General features: G+C 46.0%; 16 protein-coding genes. 6 read left to right on the top strand and 10 right to left on the bottom strand.

Annotation, left to right across the window (positions count from 1 at the left end):
- Positions 1-14: 14 nt before the first annotated feature.
- Positions 15-1,166: a glycosyltransferase gene (locus NSQ20_RS08975; RefSeq protein WP_076327057.1), complete on the top strand. Its 1,152-nt coding sequence runs from the start codon at positions 15-17 to the stop codon at positions 1,164-1,166.
- A gap of 140 nt (positions 1,167-1,306) precedes the next feature.
- Here the strand turns inward: NSQ20_RS08975 and NSQ20_RS08970 are convergent, their stop codons facing one another.
- The 3 genes from NSQ20_RS08970 to NSQ20_RS08960 all read right to left on the bottom strand — a co-directional run bounded on the left by NSQ20_RS08970 (position 1,307) and on the right by NSQ20_RS08960 (position 4,826).
- Positions 1,307-2,854, bottom strand: coding sequence for an extracellular solute-binding protein (locus NSQ20_RS08970; protein WP_340032308.1), 1,548 nt, complete (start codon positions 2,852-2,854; stop codon positions 1,307-1,309).
- Positions 2,855-2,960: 106 nt separating this feature from the next.
- A complete protein-coding gene (locus NSQ20_RS08965; RefSeq protein ID WP_340032307.1) occupies positions 2,961-3,890 on the bottom strand; it encodes a carbohydrate ABC transporter permease in 930 nt (309 codons plus the stop codon).
- 30 nt (positions 3,891-3,920) lie between these two features.
- Complete coding sequence (locus NSQ20_RS08960) at positions 3,921-4,826, bottom strand: ABC transporter permease subunit (RefSeq protein WP_017689672.1); 906 nt, start codon at positions 4,824-4,826, stop codon at positions 3,921-3,923.
- A gap of 408 nt (positions 4,827-5,234) precedes the next feature.
- Between NSQ20_RS08960 and NSQ20_RS08955 the strand changes: the two genes are divergently transcribed.
- Positions 5,235-7,487: an AraC family transcriptional regulator gene (locus NSQ20_RS08955; RefSeq protein ID WP_340032306.1), complete on the top strand. Its 2,253-nt coding sequence runs from the start codon at positions 5,235-5,237 to the stop codon at positions 7,485-7,487.
- Positions 7,488-7,615: 128 nt separating this feature from the next.
- On the opposite strand, the gene trmB is transcribed toward NSQ20_RS08955, so the two are convergent.
- Together trmB and NSQ20_RS08945 are read right to left on the bottom strand one after the other, a co-directional pair.
- Complete coding sequence (gene trmB / locus NSQ20_RS08950) at positions 7,616-8,371, bottom strand: tRNA (guanosine(46)-N7)-methyltransferase TrmB (protein WP_076327060.1); 756 nt, start codon at positions 8,369-8,371, stop codon at positions 7,616-7,618.
- Positions 8,372-8,523: 152 nt separating this feature from the next.
- Positions 8,524-8,724 carry a hypothetical protein gene (locus tag NSQ20_RS08945; RefSeq protein ID WP_036610190.1) on the bottom strand — a complete coding sequence of 67 codons (201 nt, stop codon included), beginning with the start codon at positions 8,722-8,724 and terminating at the stop codon, positions 8,524-8,526.
- A 439-nt stretch (positions 8,725-9,163) separates the two neighbouring features.
- On the opposite strand from NSQ20_RS08945, the gene NSQ20_RS08940 reads away from it, so the two are divergent.
- The 4 genes from NSQ20_RS08940 (at position 9,164) to NSQ20_RS08925 (ending at position 12,891) form a co-directional block, all read left to right on the top strand.
- Entirely contained in the window at positions 9,164-10,117 is a 954-nt protein-coding gene (locus NSQ20_RS08940) for a TIGR01212 family radical SAM protein (RefSeq protein WP_340032305.1), read from the top strand.
- Entirely contained in the window at positions 10,118-10,702 is a 585-nt protein-coding gene (locus NSQ20_RS08935; RefSeq protein ID WP_340032304.1) for a class I SAM-dependent methyltransferase, read from the top strand.
- 189 nt (positions 10,703-10,891) lie between these two features.
- The gene (locus NSQ20_RS08930) at positions 10,892-11,869 is read left to right on the top strand and encodes a type I phosphomannose isomerase catalytic subunit (protein ID WP_340032303.1); all 978 of its coding nucleotides are present in this window, start codon (positions 10,892-10,894) and stop codon (positions 11,867-11,869) included.
- 41 nt (positions 11,870-11,910) lie between these two features.
- Positions 11,911-12,891: an alpha/beta fold hydrolase gene (locus NSQ20_RS08925; protein ID WP_340032302.1), complete on the top strand. Its 981-nt coding sequence runs from the start codon at positions 11,911-11,913 to the stop codon at positions 12,889-12,891.
- Positions 12,892-13,017: 126 nt separating this feature from the next.
- On the opposite strand, the gene odhB is transcribed toward NSQ20_RS08925, so the two are convergent.
- From odhB to NSQ20_RS08900, 5 genes are all read right to left on the bottom strand, one after another.
- Complete coding sequence (gene odhB / locus NSQ20_RS08920) at positions 13,018-14,289, bottom strand: 2-oxoglutarate dehydrogenase complex dihydrolipoyllysine-residue succinyltransferase (protein ID WP_340032301.1); 1,272 nt, start codon at positions 14,287-14,289, stop codon at positions 13,018-13,020.
- A 5-nt stretch (positions 14,290-14,294) separates the two neighbouring features.
- Positions 14,295-17,168 carry a 2-oxoglutarate dehydrogenase E1 component gene (locus tag NSQ20_RS08915; protein ID WP_047842236.1) on the bottom strand — a complete coding sequence of 958 codons (2,874 nt, stop codon included), beginning with the start codon at positions 17,166-17,168 and terminating at the stop codon, positions 14,295-14,297.
- 634 nt (positions 17,169-17,802) lie between these two features.
- Positions 17,803-18,237, bottom strand: coding sequence for an NUDIX domain-containing protein (locus tag NSQ20_RS08910; RefSeq protein ID WP_340032300.1), 435 nt, complete (start codon positions 18,235-18,237; stop codon positions 17,803-17,805).
- The gene (locus tag NSQ20_RS08905) at positions 18,238-18,735 is read right to left on the bottom strand and encodes a GNAT family N-acetyltransferase (RefSeq protein WP_036610208.1); all 498 of its coding nucleotides are present in this window, start codon (positions 18,733-18,735) and stop codon (positions 18,238-18,240) included.
- A 360-nt stretch (positions 18,736-19,095) separates the two neighbouring features.
- On the bottom strand, positions 19,096-19,605 hold the full coding sequence (locus tag NSQ20_RS08900) for an 8-oxo-dGTP diphosphatase (RefSeq protein ID WP_340019837.1): 510 nt from the start codon (positions 19,603-19,605) through the stop codon (positions 19,096-19,098).
- Positions 19,606-19,823: the final 218 nt, after the last annotated feature.

The raw sequence follows: 19,823 nt of genomic DNA, 5'->3' as shown, positions 1-19,823 counted from the left end.
CAGGTGAAGCAAGCGTGGAGAAAAAAAGAGTATTACTATTATCTGAAGGCTTTGGTACGGGTCATACTCAAGCCGCCTATGCACTGTCCAGCAATTTGCGAAAGCTCTCGCCAGACGTGCAGACAAAAGTGCTTGAACTGGGAAGTTTCTTAAATCCAAAGGTTGCACCTCTGATTATAACAGCATACAAAAAAACGGTTACCAACCAACCCAAACTTTTCGGGTACGTATACAGACACCAATATAAAAAATCATTGAACAGGCTGACAACACTGGCGTTGCATAAACTGTTCTATACACACACACGCAGCGTTGTGCGCCAGTTACGTCCCGATGCGATCGTCTGTACACATCCGATTCCAAGTGCTGTCATATCCAGACTGAAGCGTCTGGGTGTACAGGTTCCCCTATGCACAGTCATCACCGACTATGATGCACATGGGACGTGGATTAACCGTGAAGTAGACCTTTATCTGGTTTCTTCAGATGAGGTTAAGTCCAAACTTATGCTACGAGGCGTACCTGCAGAAAACATTCGAGTCACGGGCATTCCGGTGCATCCAAATTTCTGGGAGCATCCCGGGCGAGAAGAGATCCGAAGCAGATTTAACCTCAAGAACATGCCTACTGTACTGGTGATGGGCGGCGGTTGGGGAATGCTCAGCGACAAGCTGGTCCATCCGCTACTGACACGCTGGCATGAAGATATTCAAATCATTTTTTGTCTCGGTCGCAACGATAAAACACGGATCAGCATGGAACAGAACCCCATGTATCGCAAAGAAAACATTCACATTATGGGATACACCAACGAAGTGGACAAATTAATGGAAGTATCCGACCTTCTGATTACCAAACCTGGGGGAATGACATGCAGTGAAGGCTTGGCCAAAGGAATTCCCATGTTGTTCCACAACCCTATTCCTGGTCAGGAAGAAGAAAACGTCCATTATTTTACGGCAAGAGGGTTGGGAGAACCCATAACTTCGCCCGACGTAGTGGTTAAATGGATGAACAAGCTGTTGCATCACTACCCGGATGTTGTACGTAAACGCAAACGTCATCTGGCGGAAATCGCCAAGGTTCATCCAATGCAGAGCGCTCAAAGTATTATTGATCTGCTGGAGGACGTTCGTCCTTCATCCGCAGAAGAGGCCCGTTTATGAATTTATCCCATTAGGATGTCGCTTCCCGCATTCTTCGTCCAATCATGCCTCTAACCAACGGCTTCAAACAAGCCTGCAACCACATTGAAAAGGTGCCTTCGAATCAGAAGGCACCTTTTCTTTATGAAGGAAAGTACAAACTATTGTATGCCTGTAGACTTCAAGTACTCCTGCCACTGCTTGGTGTATTCTGCCTGAATTTTTTCCAATCCTGCTTGTTTAGCCTTCTCCATAAATGTGTTCAATCCAGCCTCTACGTCTGCCACCAAACCTACATTAAGCGGATACAGATATTGTTTTTCTACTTGTTCCAATGCAGCCTTCTCGGCTTGGTAAGGTGTCCAGTCTTCAGCAAATCCGGTATAAATATCCGGCTTTTTGATTTTGTCGAGATCTTCAAACATGGTCAGCACGTCATCAAAGGTTTTATCATAGAGCATGAATTCCGGATTACGCCATGCCCAGCCATTCATCCCCTCACGTGGGAAGCCATTGGTTTGTGCATCTCCGACCATCTTGTAGTAACCATTATCTACCTCGAAGTTTTTGCCCTCAACGCCGTATTCAGTCAACCAATTATATCGTTTGTCTGTCACCAGTTTCTCATAAAATGCCAATGCTTTTTCCGGGTTTTTACTGCTACGCGGAATCGCAAAACCATTGTGGATAGGGTGAACCGGTTGTGCAAACCCTTTCGCATTCGGGTACGGGAAATAAGCCAGTTTCCAATCTGGATGAGTAGACTGCACCTTGATAACATCTGCATTAAATTTGTTCGGGTTCTCCCCGGACAGAACAACAGCCGCTTTTCCATTTTGCAGCAATGAGTTGGAAGTATCCTTTACATTCAGTACGTTTTTCGGGAAAAAGCCTTTATCCATCCAGCGTTTGTATGTTTTCAGGTCTTCCAGATGTTGCGCCGATCCCCAGTAGGACGTCACGGTTGTTGGTGTTTCATACATAATATCCAGTCCATATGGAAGTTGACCTGCTGTATTAACCAGCTTGGATGTCAATTGACGAATACCATGGGTATGGTTGGCATTGCTATCCGCAATCGGAATCATATTGGGTTCGTTGGCTTTGATGCCCTCCAGATACGCTTCTAGCGTCTCCAAGGATTCCGGTTTTGGAAGATTGTACTTCTCGCGCAAGTCCTCACGGTACGCAATTCCCTCGGTTACATACTCAATCCAAGTTGATGGAACAGTATAGATTTTGTCATTGATTTTGACAGCATTCCACATGTCATCAGGTACATGAGCTTTCAGCGCCGGCGCTGCCGTAGGCAGCATTTCATCCAGTGGCAGGAACGCGCCCTTCTTGGCATAGGACTGGTAGAATGTCCAATCCGCTGTGAAGATCAGATCGATCGGCTGTCCGGAAGACAGCAGCAGTTTATATTTTTGATCCCAGTCGGTCCATGAGGTGTAGTTGAATTTCACATTGACGTTCAGATCAGCCTCCGCCAGCTTATTGATCTCGGATTCAATAACAGGTAGATCTTTCGGAGCATCCCCAAGCATGTAAAATTGGAGCGTGACTTTCTCGCCTTTGTTCCCGGATGTTCCTCCCTGCTCGCTTCCTTGCGTCGATCCCCCCGAATCGTTATTACATGCGGCAAATACCCCGGCGAACAACATCAGGGCAAGTACCAGAGACAGGTGCCGAATTGTTTTGTTACGCATACGCATCCTCCCTTTTTGTGGTGAACCTTTATATGTTAGCGCAGACTCGCCATGTTTCAGACCTGAAATGATATCAGTGGCCTGACGCCCACAGCGCGTTCACGTTCTAACCTTTCACTGCACCAATGGTGAGTCCTTTAACATAATAACGTTGTACAAACGGATACAGGAACAAAATCGGTCCCGTTACAACGATAGCCATTGCCATCTTGGTTGATTCGGTAGGCACATCCTGACTGAGTGTGATCCCTGTGCCAATCGCCATCTGGTCAATGAATGTAATCGTGTTCATCGTGTTGTAGAGATAAAATTGAAGTTGGTACATATCCGGGTTGTTAATGAAGAGGGATGAGGTAAACCAGTCATTCCAGTAACCCAGTGCCAAAAACAGCCCTACGGTGGCGATACCAGGCATCGCCAGTTTCAACACAATGCTGAAATAGATGCGGAAGTCATTCGCTCCATCAATTTTGGCGGACTCAATCAATTCATCCGGCACTGCCGAGCGAATGAAGTTTTTCATCAGGATAATGAGGAATGGCGTCATCAACCCCGGGAAAATAAGTACGGTGTACGTATCTGTGAGATTGAAGTAGTTCGCCAGCATAATGTACCAAGGCACAAGTCCCCCACCAAACAGGGTTGTGAAGTAGATAAAAAACGAGAACGTGTTCCGATATTTAAAATCCTTACGCTGGAGCACAAATCCAGCCATCGTGATGAGGAACAGCCCTAGCGTAGTCCCCACCACCGTTGTAAAGACCGTTACCCCATAAGCCTTGAGTACCTGAGTCGGGAATTTGAACACCATTTTGTAACCTTCCAGGGAAAAGTCCGTTGGAAAAAGGTGATAACCATCCCTCACAATGGACTCGTTGCTGCTGAATGAACCGGATAAAATCAGCAGAAACGGTAGCAAGCACATGATTGATAAAATGATGATGAAGCTGTAGGAAATCAGTTGAAACATTAAAGTGAATTCCGAATCTCTGAGACGCGTATTCGTACGAGTGTGAGTATTCATTGGCGTGTTCATGATCGTTCTCCCTCCTGCCCTGCGGGCGTTCTAGAACAAGGCGTAGTCCTCATTTACTTTGCGGATAATATAGTTGACGGTCATGATCAAAATGAATCCAAACAAGGACTGATACAGACCAGCAGCCGTTGCCATCCCGATATCAAACGTTACTTTCAGTGAACGGTACACATACGTATCAATAATATCTGTAGCGTTGTACAGCACCCCGTTGTTACCGATCAGTTGATAGAACAGGTCAAACTGCCCCTTCATAATACTGCCGAGTGAGAACAACAGCAGGATGACAAAGGTTGGCTTCAGCATCGGTACTGTAATGTACCAGATCCGCTGAAATATATTGGCCCCGTCGATTCGGGCAGCCTCATAATACTCATCACTGATACCCGTTATGGCGGCCAGATAAATGACCATGCTGTATCCAAGATTTTTCCATAGGTAAAAGATGATGATCAGGAATACCCAGATCCAGGGTGTGTTATAAATGTCGACCGGGCCGGCCTCAAAACGTTTGAGCACCGTGTTCACAAAACCCGACTCGTAGTTAAACATGTTGTAAGCGATTACACTTAATAGTACAAATGAGATGAAATACGGTAAAAACATGACGGATTGCGTAATTTTTTTGAATAACCTGCCCCGGATCTCGCTAAGCATGATCGCACAGAAGATCGCCAGACCGTTTCCTAATATAATGAAGGCGAGATTGTAACCCACGGTATTGGTTGTGAGCTTCAGCAACATTCCGGATTGCCATAGGAACTTAAAGTTCTCCAGACCGACAAATGGACTACCAAATAATCCGCCTTCAAAATCATACCGGGTGAACGCATAATAGATGCCGACCATCGGAAAATACGAGTTAATCAGAAAAAAGATCAGCGTGGGCAACAGCATCAGAAACATGATTTTGTTTTTGTTCAATTCTTTGAGCATGGCTCGATCCCTCCCGAATTTCTTGCGGTGCTGCGTGGTGGAGCTCTCTTTTTATTGTAGATGCTCTCTTCACTCACGGATACTGAAGCTTCCCTTCAGAAAATGAACGATTCTGCGAAATGAACTATGAACAAAATGAACGAACCATGAAATGAACAGACATCCACACACATCCGTTCACAAATGTTGATATCGTGCATAGGCTACACCTAGTGAACAATTCAGCGAAAGTTGAACTTTATGTAGAGAAAACAGGCAAAACAGCCTGTCTATCATTGATGTAAACGCATACATAATATATAATTCAAGTTACTCTTGCTCTTCTGCTCTTCCAACTATGAAGCCTCACGTATGTATATGAATTTCTATGTGGTTCACCCAAAATAGGAGGTCTGAGGGGGAAACAGAATGCGTAAACGTTCAGAGGACAGTCAGAAGGTCTTCACACGGATTCTGATCGGCATTATTATCAGTACCGTCGCTACCTTACTTGTGGTTTCTTCTATTTTGTACGTCAACTATAATCGAATTGCTCTTCGTCAGGTGTATCGTACAGATATGAACAGTCTTACTCAAACCAGCCGTGAAGTGGCCAAAATGACCGAGACTGCAAAATCATTGTCATATCAGATTTATCAGGACTACACCATCTCTTCATTACTGCTCTATTCCAAACCAAATATCTATGAAATCACATCGGCGATGGAGCAGCTCGACAACTACCGTATGTCCCTTCCCTTTATTGAATCCATCTATGTATATAACTCCAAAAGTAATGAATTCTTTATCAGTTCCAACGTGCGCAATGGGCAGCAGTCCATCTCGGAGATCGATGATCAGGGGATTACAAGCATCCTCCAACGCTTCCATGACTATAAACCTTTTGTGCCCATCCCGCGTACATATCAGGTCGGCTCTACCGAAGCAACAGAGGTTAACAGCTACACCTATCTCTGTTATGACACGATTAATGATAACGCGAAGCTAAACTATGCTGTCATCGTTAATATCAAGGATGATTGGCTCAGTCCCAATATGAATGCTGTGGATCAACCAGGCAAGACCTTTATCGTGAATGAGAATGGAGACCTTTTATCCGACTTTGGCGACCGTGCATTGATGAAAAATCTCTCCAGCGAAGCTTTTATGAAGCCAATTATGCAGGATACGGAGCAATCAGCTTACTTTACCGAGAAGGTCGACGGAGAAAAATCGCTCATCACCTATACCGCTCCCGATGATCTGGGTTGGCGTTATGTGAGAATAACACCTTATGATCTGATTACCTCAGATATACGGAGTATGCGCACACATACCGTTCTGTTTTGTGTTGGACTTCTCTTCGCAGGGTTACTGCTCTCTTACCTTGTGTCCCGAAAACTATATCACCCTATTGATAAGGTGCTTGTTCGTTTACGTGTGATGGAAGCAGAGCGACGTGGCAGTCTTCATTTGTTACGGCAGGATTTTCTACGAGGGGCCCTACAGGGCCGCGAAACAGTAACTGGAGGTATGCTGGAAGAACGGATGAAGTTCTATGGTTCCTCCATTGATGTTCAGCGTGCATCCAGACTGGTATTGCTGCGTATTGACCATTTTACCGAATTCAGCGAAACGTATCGTGATGAGACCCAGCTTGTAAAATACGCCATGATGAACATCTGCACCGAGACAGCCGATCTCCACTACAATGCGGAAGCTGTGGACATGGGGGGTGATCTGATCACACTCATCTTCAATGAAAAAGCGGAAAACCATGAACTTGAGCAACCTGCTCATAACCGGATCGAAGAGCTGCTACGTATGATGCAGGCAGCTGTAATGACCCATTTGAAATGCTCCATCTCCTGTACGATCGGCACGGAAGAAGATTCATTGGAAGACAGTATTGCATCCTACACCAGATCAGCCGAAGCCTCACTTCATCGTTTGTTCATGGGACCGGGCTGTCTGATCTATACCTCTGACATCATGGCTTATCACGCCAAGGAGTACGCATTTCCAGCAGGTAAGGAAAGACAACTTGTTGATCATCTAATGACAGGTAAGACGCGAGAAGCAAAACAAGTCTATGCAGATATCGTCGGCGAGACAGCCGCATATCCATTTACCGTCTTCCAGCTAGCTTTATCCCATCTGACGATGACACTGAACCATGTACGAAATACCCTCAAGAAGAATAATCAACTCACGCTTGATTCAGTCTCGGATGGTCTAATGCTGCCTGTCAAAGACGCGGAAGACATCAGTGAAGTACATGAACACTTCTATCGGATGTTTGATGAGCTTGGTTCCAAAGTCGAGGAGAAACGTACACTGAAGCACGAAGAGTTGATTCGTAAAATCAATGGCATTATTGAGCGGGACTATGCGGACCCCAATCTATGTCTAACTTCTATCGCAGATGAGTTGGGCATGTCGCCCATCTATGTAAGCAGGCTCTACAAACAGCTCACCCTGAAAGGGCTCACGGACGTGATTAACGAAACCCGCATAGCCAAGGCCCAGCATCTGCTAGTAGAGACAGAGAACTCCGTTGCCGATATTGCCGAGAGGACCGGATTCACCAACAGTTCATACTTCTATCGCATGTTCAAAAAGTTCAATGGTGTTACACCAAACGATTATCGTCGCAAAGAGTTTCATTCAGAGAACTTTTGAATTTATCCCAGACGTGAGTTTATGGAGTAATGCACATCGATTGTTAATGCAAAAAAGAGCGACCTATGAGAATGAATCATTCCCCTCATGTGTCGCTCTTATTTAATGAGTTTAAGTTAGATTTCGATTTATTCCTGTTCCTGATCTTCGCCAGACTCATCCGAAGCTTCACGAACTTTATACTTGTCCAGACGTGTCTGCTGATACTCACGCAAGGCCTCTTCACCAACAATCACTTCAACCCGGTGAATGTTCATACCTTTACCCATGAATTTCTGCTCGTACTCCGTCATCACATGTTCTTCATTCAAACCATCACGATGCAGATTCAAAGAAATATTGGTCATTTGCAGGCCGAAGTCGGCAATGGCGTTGAGTGAGAAATCAAACAGCGTCTCCGAATCGGTTTTGAAATGAATCTGACCTTTGGGATTAAGCAATTCCGTGTATTTCTTCAGGAAGCGCGGGTGCGTCAACCGACGACGTGCATGCTTTGCTTTTGGCCAAGGATCACTGAAGTTCAAATAAATGCGTTCCAGTTCTTCCGGTTCAAAAACTTCTTCGATCTGTTCAATATTCGCCAGCGCAAGCTTCAGGTTCGGAGGTGTCTCCACATCAGCCTGACTCCACGCATTACGAGCTTTCTCACTGGCACGACGCACCAGTTCATCATACATATCAATACCGATGAAATTAAATTCCGGATATTTATAACTCATTTGGCTGATAAATTGACCTTTACCCATACCAAATTCCACGAAGATCGGGTGATCATTGCCAAACAGTTCAGACCATTTTCCTTTATGTTGCTTGGGGTCCAGTACAACAAGATCAATTTGCTGCTCCAGATTTTCTCTTATCCCTTTTCTGCCACGTAAACGCATTTTATTCCTCCGTTTGTCCCATACTTGTCTCAGACTTATTTTGCCGAAGAACTGGCAAATTGTAAAGAGCAATGAAAAGGGAATCTTCGGATCTGCCACTTTGGGCAAATCTCAAAGATTCCCTCTTCGATTTATTTGGAATTGGGGTCCAACTACTTTAGTAGTTCATAGTCTACCTTATCTTGGTGTGAAAAATCAAATGTCTTTTCGAAAGCATCGCGAACTTTTTGTCTTGCAGCCGCTTTCACTTTCGGATTTCCATTAAAACGAACACCTGTTAAAGCCAGTGCTTCTTCTGCCGTCAATTCAACAGACACATGATTCAATTCATTGTTTTTAACTTGGGAATTCATTCATATCACCTCACGGTATAGTATGGTCCATGACGTCAACGTTGATTCAAATGCTATGATGAATAATACCCATTAGATGGTGTCTGACGCTGATTTAAATATAACATAAGGTGTAAACTATAGCAAGGAAAAAACCTTGATTTTACGGCCTATTTTTGCGTTTCGATTCCCTTTTTTTTTAGTTTTTTGATACAATGATAAAGTGAGCATTTTGCATAAATCCCATAAGCGTCTTCCAATCAGCAAGATATGGATCAGGATGCTTTTTCCTGTCCATATCTTGTACCCGTGAGCGATTGAAATCGAATAATGCAAAATGCTAAAGTTCATGAAGACACCTATAATCGCTATCCATCGTCTATGACGGAAATCGCATAGCGCTTCTTCTTTTGTTCACGTATGATTACGGTAATTCGACAGCCAAAGGAGTACCCTGAAGATGAATGCACCTGCATTAGAGTCCCCTCTCCTGTGGGGAGATAAACGATTCCATACCTGGAATTATGAGATGCGCGATCAATTTAACAATAAGGTTTTCAAAGTGATGCTGGATGCTGGATTCACCTGTCCCAACCGCGACGGTTCCATTGCCAAAGGTGGTTGCACCTTCTGCAGTGCGCGTGGATCAGGCGATTTTGCCGGCAGCAGACGTGAAGATCTGGTCACCCAATTCAATACAATTCGAGATAAACAGCACCTCAAGTGGCCTAAAGCCCATTATATTGGCTACTTCCAAGCCTATACGAATACGTATGCTCCGGTTGAGGAGCTGCGCGAATATTTTGAAGAAATTCTTGAGCAACCCGGTGTTGTTGGTTTGTCCATCGCTACTCGCCCGGATTGTTTGCCAGATGACGTTGTTGATTATTTGGCTGAACTGAACGAACGCACCTATCTGTGGGTTGAGATGGGCCTTCAAACGATCCATGATTCCACATCAACATTGATTAATCGCGCGCACGACACGAAGTGTTACGAAGAAGCGGTTGAGAAACTGCGCAAACGGAATATACGTGTGTGCACACATATCATATATGGTCTGCCTCAAGAGACACATGAGATGATGCTGGACACTGGACGTGCAGTTGCCAATATGGATGTACAGGGAATCAAGATTCACCTGCTGCATCTGATGCGCAAAACACCAATGGTGAAGCAATACGAAGCCGGTCTTTTACGTTTTTTGGATCAGGACGAGTACATCAAACTGATCGTAGATACACTGGAGATGCTTCCACCGGAAATGATCGTACACCGTCTTACAGGCGACGCACCACGTGATCTGTTGATTGGACCGATGTGGTCCATGAACAAATGGGAAGTGTTGAACTCCATTGATCGTGAGCTGCGAGAGCGGGATTCATGGCAAGGTAAGTATTGGAGGCGAGCATAGATGGGCTTTCTTTCAGTTCTCAGCTGTGCACATCAGTGGATTGCTTCCCGTCTGCAGCCAGGTGATCTGGCCATAGATGCAACGGTTGGCACAGGAGCAGACACACTATTTTTGGCACAACAAGTAGGCCGGCGTGGTCAAGTCATTGGATTCGATATTCAAAGTGAAGCCCTCACGCTGGCACAGGCCCGGATTCGAAAACAAAATGATGAAGCCAAGCTTGGCTCCATCTCCATGCTTCAACTAAGCCATGATCGAATGGCAGAAGCGGTGCCTGAGTCATGGCTTGGTGCGGTTGGTGCAGTTATGTTCAACTTGGGGTACCTGCCTTCAGAAAGTGCAGATTCCTCCATCATCACCGAGACAGACAGCACAATCGCTGCACTCGAAGCCGCACTCGCTTTATTACGTCCTCGCGGCATCATTACGGTTGTGCTCTACCCTGGTCATGACGGAGGGGCGCAGGAAGCAGAAGCTGTATTGGACTGGTCCTCTGCCCTTCCGGTGGAACAGGCACAGGTTGTGATGTATCGCCAATTGCAGCGAGAAACTTCTCCTTTTCTGATCGGAATCGAGAAAAAATAATTTCCTTTGTTCACCAAATACAATAAACTAGACACAATCGCAAGGCGAGCTATTAACGGCTTTTTCTTACTGCGATCTGTGTTCTACATCTACATATGCAAACGTATTCACTTGTTTGCTCATGGCGACTACATGCCCATGACTGATTAAAGCGATCCACCATTTCATATACTAGAGGAGAGATTACTGATGTCTACGCCATACCCATTACAATTCCAACCTGAGTTCAAAGAACGTGTGTGGGGCGGTCGTGCGCTGGAGCAATTCGGCCTTACGCCCCCTGAAGGACATATCGGAGAAGGATGGATGATTGCAGATCATCCCAACGGTACAACCAAGGTATTAAATGGAGCACTGGCTGGCAAGGGTCTGGATGAAGTTCGTGAACAACTGGGCACCGAATGGCTTGGAACCAAAGGTGTCTCTGAAAAAGGCGGCCGTTTCCCCCTTCTGATTAAGCTGCTTGACTGCAACGATGACCTGTCCGTTCAGGTTCATCCAACAGACGATTATGAGGCACTTCCTCCAGGCGAGCTTGGCAAAACAGAAATGTGGTATGTACTCGACGCAAAACCGGGCGCACACATCATCTATGGCTTGAACGAAGGCGTTGATCGGGCAACATTAAAAGAAGCATTGGAAAACGGCACGGTGATGGATACCCTTCGTCAGGTACCTGTAGAGGCCGGCGATACGTTTTTTATCCCTGCCGGAACAGTGCATGCGCTCTGTGCAGGTGTCGTTGTCGCTGAGATTCAGCAAAACTCGGATACGACGTACCGGATATACGATTACAATCGTCCAGGGCTGGATGGCAAACCACGTGAGTTGCATGTTGAAGACTCATTAAATGTCACCGCCTATGAGGGCGCAGGTGCCTCAACGATGAAAACAAATAACGCTACTCCTGGTGAATGGCTCAAGCTTGCGGAATGCCCTTATTTTGTAGTTGAAAAAGGGATTGTGACTAAACGTTGGGAACTCTCCACCAATCCTGACAGCTTCACGATTCTCGTTGTCTGTGAAGGAGAAGGAACTTTGGAGTGGGCACATGCTGAATCAGATAGCCTTGAATTGAAAGCTGGACAATGTTATCTCTTGCCAGCCAATCTGGGTTCTTATACATTGAACGGGAATACCACTGTTCTTCGCTCTTATCTGCCCTAAATCAAGCTTATATGTGACCCGTGAAGGAGGAATTACACGAGATGCAGGAATCTACCTTTGCCTTGGTCGCTAGTGAAGGTACCCGTATTCATGTGTACCGCTGGCTTCCCGATCCGGAATGCAACGTTAAAGGTGTAGTGCAAATTGCACATGGCATGGGCGAGACAGCAGCCCGATACGCCGAATTTGCCGACATTCTTACCCAAAATGGCTATGCGGTTTATGCCAATGACCATCGGGGTCATGGCAAAACTGTGGAGAATGCCAAGTTGCTTGGTAATGCTGGTATCGATGCCTTCCGCTGGATGGCGAGTGATATGATCAATCTGGGCGAAGTAGCCGCCAAGGAGAATCCTGGGGTGCCCCTGTTTCTCATGGGACATAGCATGGGCTCATTCTTGGTACAACATCTCATGTACGCTGGTCATGAACAGTACCATGCCTTTATTTTATCCGGGACAAACGGCAGACGCGGTCTGCTCCGTATTGGAGAGAAGCTCGCCTTCTTGCAATGTGGCATTCAGGGGGCTACTCATCCCAGCATGCTGCTCAATGCGATTGTATTTGGTGGATTTAACCGCTCTTTCCGACCTGCAACGACACCGTTTGATTGGTTGTCCCGGGACTCACAAGAGGTTCAGCGATTCATTGATGATCCCTTGTGCGGAGCAGTCTGTACAGCAGGATTTTTCCGCGACTTCTTCAAATTGCTACTTGAAGTCCATCTTCCACACAATATGGAGCGCATACCCAAACACAAACCCGTATACCTGTTCTCAGGTGAGAAGGACCCTGTCGGACTTCATGGCAAAGGCGTTCTTAATCTGGTCTCGCAGTATAAGAAACTTCAGCTGGAGAATATTGAGTATCGCCTGTATCCGGATGGACGCCATGAAATGCTGCATGAGATTAACCGAACAGAAGTAGCCCAGCACGTTGTGAGCTGGCTAGAGCGGAATACCCCTGGCTCGAATACTCACCCTAGTCCGGTGAGCCCTACCGAGACGGCTGACTCTATATAATAGACTCGGAGACATATCAAGAGCAAAAAGAAACCCCTGAATCGGATGTACAGCTCACGCTGCGCTCCAGTTCAGGGGTTTTCTTGTTAAGCGATATGAATAATAGCTATAATCAAACGTTATGGATTAACCTTCAATTAACAGGGATTCCGGGTCTTCAAGCAGTTCTTTCACGGTTACGAGGAAGCGAACAGCCTCACTACCGTCGATAATCCGGTGATCGTAGGACAACGCGATGTACATCATTGGACGGTTCTCCATCCGTTCTGCATCAATCGCCACTGGACGAAGCTGGATCTTATGCATCCCCAGAATACCCACTTGAGGTGTATTCAGAATTGGCGTAGACAACAAGGAACCAAATGTTCCACCATTGGTGATGGTGAACGTTCCACCTTGCAGATCAGATAACGCCAGCGTGTTGGAACGAGCTTTGGATGCCAGGTCCGCAATGCTCTTCTCGATCTCGGCAAAGCCCAGACGATCTGCATCACGCACAACCGGTACAACCAGTCCTTCCTTCGCAGATACGGCGATGCCGATATCATAATACTTTTTGAGTACAACATCTTCGCCATCAATCTCTGCGTTAATTGTAGGGAATTTTTTCAGAGCCCCCACAACCGCTTTGGTGAAGAAGGACATGAAGCCCAGGTTAATCTCATGTTTCTCTTTGAACTTGTCCTTACGGCGTTTACGTACATCCATGATCGCAGTCATATCAACTTCATTAAACGTAGTCAACATGGCTGCTGTCTGCTGAGCCTCTACCAGACGTTTCGCAATGGTTGCACGACGGCGAGACATCCGCTGACGCTCCACTGGTTTGGTATAGGTTGAATTTCCAGCTGCCGGAGCACTTGGTGCTGCTGGAGCTTTACTCGCAGGTGGAGCAGCAGGAGCAGGCGCCTGATTGTTATGACTCTTCACATCATCCTGGTATACCCGTCCAATCGGATCTTTGCTCTGAACCTGATCCAGTTCGATACCACGTTCACGTGCAAGCTTACGGGCAGACGGTGAAGCCGTCTTGGCACTATCGGATGACTCCGGTGCTGCCGCAACAGGTGCTGGTGGTGGTGGTGGAGCTTCAGGTGCAGGAGTAACGGCCTTTTTCTCTTCAGCTGCTGGTTCGGAAGCGGGTGCACCGCTTCCTCCTCCAGAACCAGCTGAGAGTGTACCGATCGTTTCACCGATCACTACCGTCTCTCCTTCCTGACGAATGATCTTCTCCAGCACGCCACTTTCTTCTGCGCTGATCTCAATATTTACTTTATCCGTTTCCAGTTCAAGAAGCACATCACCCTGATTAACGGTATCCCCTTCTTTAACCATCCATCTGGATACAGTTCCCTCAGTTATTGACTCACCCATTGCAGGTACTTTAATTTCACTCACAGCTGTTACCTCCCCAGTGGAATATTATTCTTCGTCGTTTGTTTCAACGCAGATGTAATAATCTGTTGCTGTTCCATACTATGCACAAGCTGATAACCGCTGGAAGGACTTGCGTGTTCCGGGCGACCTTCGTATCTAACGGTTGTGCCTTCCGGGGCAACTTCACGAAGACGAGGCTCCATGTATGTCCAGGCACCCATGTTTTTGTTTTCTTCCTGTACCCATACCAGTTCTTTTACATTGCTGAAACGTGCGAGTATGCGTTTAATCTCTTCTGCCGGGAACGGATATAGCTGTTCCACTCGAATGATGTGAAGCCATGACCAATCAGCTTTATCTTTTTCAAAAGCATCTTCCAAGTCAATGGCAATCTTGCCACTGCACAAAATAATGCGCTCTACGCGATCCGGCTGTGTACCCAGTCCGGCTTGCTCCAGCACAAGCTCAAACTTGCCTTCACTGAATTCGACTGCCGGTGAAGCAACACGCGGATTCCGAATGAGACTTTTCGGTGACATCATCACAAGTGGACGAGCATCTTCCGTTTCAGTCAAGGAAGCTTGACGACGCAACAAGTGGAAGTACTGAGAAGCACTCGACAAGTTGGCAACCGTCATGTTGTCTTCTGCACAAAGCTGAAGGAAGCGTTCAAGACGAGCACTTGTATGCTCAGGTCCCTGACCCTCATTCGCATGTGGAAGCAACATGACCAGACTGGATTTCTGAGACCACTTGGCACGACCCGCTGATACAAACTGATCAAAGATAACCTGTGCACAGTTGGCAAAGTCACCGAATTGAGCTTCCCAGATGACCAGTGTATCGGGTGAATATACGTTATATCCGTATTCGAATCCAACAACGGATTCTTCAGACAACGGACTGTTATAGATTGCAAAGGATGCTCTTGCCTGTGGCAAGTGATGTAATGGGCAGAACTTTGCTCCATTCTCCGAATCATGCAACACCAGATTCCGATGAGCGAATGTAGCACGCTCGGCATCCTGTCCACTAATCCGAATTGGCTTGCCATCTGCCAGAATGGTTGCAAATGCGAGTGTCTCCGCAAGGCTCCAATCCACTTTTTCCCCTTCGTTCAGGGAAGTGCTCCGGCGTTGCAAAATTCGCTGTAACTTCGGATACACATTGAAGTTCTCAGGCCATTTCAGCAGATCGGCATTAATGCTGCGAAGATTCTCAAGCGGTACCGCAGTCGGAGTAATCGTAACAGCCTCCGGCTCACTGATTTTCCGCTGATAATATTCATGCACTTCATTTTTCTTCATCTGGTCATAAGCTTCTTTTAATTTGTTCGTTACTCCATCGCGAATGCTCGTAATGGATGCATCATCGATAATCGATTCCTCTTTCAACTGATCCTGATACAAGTGGCTTACCGTTGGATGGTTTTTCACCTTGTCATAAACGATAGGTTGAGTTGTTTCGGGATCATCGGTTTCGTTATGGCCGTAGCGACGGTAACCGATCAAGTCGATCAGGAAATCCTTTTTGAAACGATTGCGATACTCGGCTGCCATACGAATAGCAGCAATACAAGCATCCGGATTGTCCGCATTCACGTGTACAATCGGAATTTCGTACCCTTTAGCAAGGTCACTTGCGTAGTACGTTGAACGGGAATCACTGCTATCTGTAGTGAAACCCAGACGATTGTTGACGATAATATGGATGGTTCCGCCATTCTGATATCCTGGCAGAGCTTTGAAGTTAAGCGTCTCTGCAACGATCCCTTCTCCAGGGAATGCTGCATCACCGTGCATCAAAATGGTAGCTGCCTTCGTCACGTCTTGCTTCGGATATCCAGGGTCACGACGGTCATCCTGAGCCGCACGAGCAAACCCTTGTACAACCGGATTAACGTATTCCAGATGGCTCGGGTTATTTGCCAGAGTAAGGCGTGCCTGCACAGTTTCCCCGTCTTTCACAAAACGGTTGGCACCCATATGATATTTGACATCCCCCGTCCAACCGTAGTTGATCCCAGTCGAACCTTCCGATGGAACCAAATCTTTGTTCGGAGCATGATGAAATTCAGAGAAAATCTTGCTGTACGGTTTGCCCAAAACATGAGCCAGTACATTTAACCGTCCACGGTGGGCCATACCCATCAGAATGTGGCTTGATCCGGCTTCTGCCATGATGCGAACAGCTTCATCCAGCATCGGCACAAGCACATCGTTACCTTCGATGGAGAAACGTTTCTGCCCAACAAATGTTTTGTGAAGATAATCTTCAAATTGCTCGACTTCAACCAAACGTTCCAGCAAAGCCTTACGTTCTTTCGGCGTAAGTGGAGCCGGTGATGTCCGAGATTCCGCACGACGATTCAGCCACTCACGCTCTTGAACTTCGTGCACATGACTGAATTCGTATGCCATGGGTCCAGTGTATATCTGACGCAAACGTTGGATTGCATCCCATCCGGTTGCTGTCTGCCCATCTGCACCTTCCCAGATCAGGGAAGCAGGCAAAGCTTTCAGATCTTCTTCGTTTAATTCAAAATGCTGAGGTTCCAGCAAAGATGTGTCTGTATCTTCACTGATTCCAAGCGGATCTATATCTGCAGCAAGATGACCATAGGTGCGGATGTTCCATACCAGTTTACCCGCTGTAACCGCTTTCTGTAATAGTTGAATGTCTACGCTTCCGGAAGCCGATTGGGCGTTGCCGGAATTCAAGGTTGTGCGTGCATCCCTGCCAGACATCGGCGGTGCACCCCATTGTTCAAATAGTTCACGATAAGCCGGTGTAACCGAACCAGGGTCTTGAGTGAATAATTCATATTGTTCCTGTACGTATCCCATATTGGGGCCATAGTAACTTTCCCAGGGCTTCTTGTTGCCTTCCACGATCGTCATCGACGTTCCCTCCGTCTTGATTTAGTCATAAGTTTTTGACGGAAATCATTGACTAAGCCGTAATTTGCGTTCGTTCAACATTTTAAGCGAAATTTTTCATGAAGTCCAATAATCGTGCTGTTGGTGGTAGTAACGTTAGTCCGACGCTCCCGTCAAGGTTTGTCTGCGTTTTCAAAATCAAAGTAAAACAATGATTGTATATACCGTCGCACAGATGTCGAATACTGTCCTGATCCGTTCGAAGGTTACACTTTCTCCACTTCTTCAAGTGAAGTCCATGTTCTACTATCTATTCTATAAACTTTTACGCTCAGGAGCATTTCCTATTTTTAGTTCAATTGATGCATAAATTAGATGAATCGAATAAATCGATCAATTTGGGTAGAACAACGAACGCTTAATTACAACAAAATAGGCATACGATCTCCCATTTTACCTCCTTAATTGAATTGTGGTCCATTATGTGCAAAAACAAACCGTCAAGTTAAACATTAACCATTTGACGTCACATTCAACAAATAATTAGGGTTTTCTTCAGGAGACCCACAGCAAAAAGCTGGCCCAGACATAAATTATCCGAGCAGCTTCTTTGGATTCATCAAATTTAAGTTAACAATAAAGTTGAGGATGCACATCAAGATGTACTTTTGCTAATCATATACTCTGCAAACGGCGTTAGGGAAAGATCTCTAACTTGCTCCAGTGTAAACCAGTCCGCGCCCAACGAATCTTCACCATCGGGTTCTTTTTTGATATGATCCGGCTGACTGGCTGCGGTCAAAACAACATCATACAACATCCCGATATGGTGCAACTCTTCCGGCTCACCTTGATACACCCATTCCAGTACCGTAGACTCCGCAGAACGAATCATCACTTGTAGATGGGTCAGGCCCGTCTCCTCTTCAATCTCACGATGAAGAGCAGTCTCTGGCTGCTCGCCAAATTCCAGCCTTCCGCCTGGTAAATCCCATTGCCCCTGATATGCTCCGCGAGCCTTATGAATCAACAGGAATCGGCCCTCCCAAGCTACCAAGCCATATACCCCAATATGTGTATGCCGATTCACTTAAGGACTCTTCCTTTCGTTTTCATCCTCTGTAACAGCATCCAGATCTATGGCCATACGGATCATATCCACACAGCGGATACCATCCTCTATAATCTCTTCCTCATAATGCCTCACAAAGAAGTCACGATCAACCCCGATAATGCGGAAACCGCAACGTTGGTATAACTTCAATTGATGAAAGCTGGAGTTGCCCGTCCCAATCTCGAGAATTCGGCATCCCAATCTACGTGCAGCTTCCATCGCTTCCTTAATCATGTGTTTGCCTACACCTTGTCCCTGCAGTTCTTCCTGTACGGCAATATTAACAATCTCCGCAGTCTCTGGACGAGTCTTCAACAATACGAACTCCCCAACCATCTCTCCTTCATACTCGGCAATAAAACAAACACCCCGACTCAGGTATTCATCCACAATTGCTTTTGAAGGATCAGCCATCAATAAAAGTTCGTAGGGTCTCTCTTCTTCCCAGTCCAAAATCCGGAACGACAATTTCATGCCAATCTCCACCTTTTCATCGTACAATATTCATTTACGTTCTGTTTGCAGAAGCCTATGTATGGCAAATCTACAAATATATCATTCTTCATTTCAACAAACTAGTTTACTCAATCTATTAATCACACACTATTACCCACAGACTAGTCATCTCCTATAAAAATAGTAAACTTCATTATATCATAATATTTGGATATAAATATATAGATATGGATGATACATTATGAGGCATTATTTTTTATCCTAACCCAAGCTTAAATGCTCATGGATTAATTTCCATTCCCCATCAAGCGTCGCCGCACTGTATCCTTGCAGGGCATGCTGGTATCCCATGATTTTTCCTCCTTCTGACGGTTTAACTTATCGGGTCCTACTCTGTTCAAGTACGGAATCGCTATACACCATAAATGTTTCTTGCAACGTACGGCCGGACGACTTCTCCCAGATCACACTCCGCTCAAAAGTGCCTTTTTGGAAAAAACGTGGGAAACGTTCAGCGAACCAATCCTGCATAGGCAGCTCAAAAACCCGCTTCATCGGCACCCATAACAGCTCGCCTTCGGGCGGATCTTGCAATAACCGACCCTCGAATGAAGTCGCCAAATAGTTAAATACCATGTACCGCAACCCTTGTTCGGGATCACAGAACTCATCAAGCCCTTTATACGTAATCTCATTAACTATTAGCCCCGTCTCCTCCAGAACCTCCCGCACGGCACCATCCACGATACTCTCCGGAAAATCTACCTTCCCCCCAGGAGCGATGTATCCCGGAAATCCTTTGCGGTCCGGCCGATTCATTAACAACACCTGATCATTCGTTTTGTCCCATACCATACACATCGTTAATATCTCTATTCTAGTATCCATATTCGTCCTCCTGCTAACATGCGCTTCTCTGCTGTACACTAACATTTCTGGGAATAACCTATGTTTTCCTTCTTTATTCCCACTCTGATTCATTCGTATTTTCACCGGTCTCACAGTATAGTCTATGATGATATATATGCATACGAAAGGCGGACGCCCTGTACACCTGTACATCAGAAGCCCGCCTGTTTTGTTATATTCTATGCTGCTATTTCCTC

Source organism: Paenibacillus sp. FSL K6-1122, from assembly GCF_037977015.1.
In the GTDB taxonomy this organism is placed as follows: domain Bacteria; phylum Bacillota; class Bacilli; order Paenibacillales; family Paenibacillaceae; genus Paenibacillus; species Paenibacillus amylolyticus.
The sequence above is the reverse complement of the archived record's forward strand: the minus strand, read 5'-3'. Positions and strand labels throughout refer to the sequence as shown.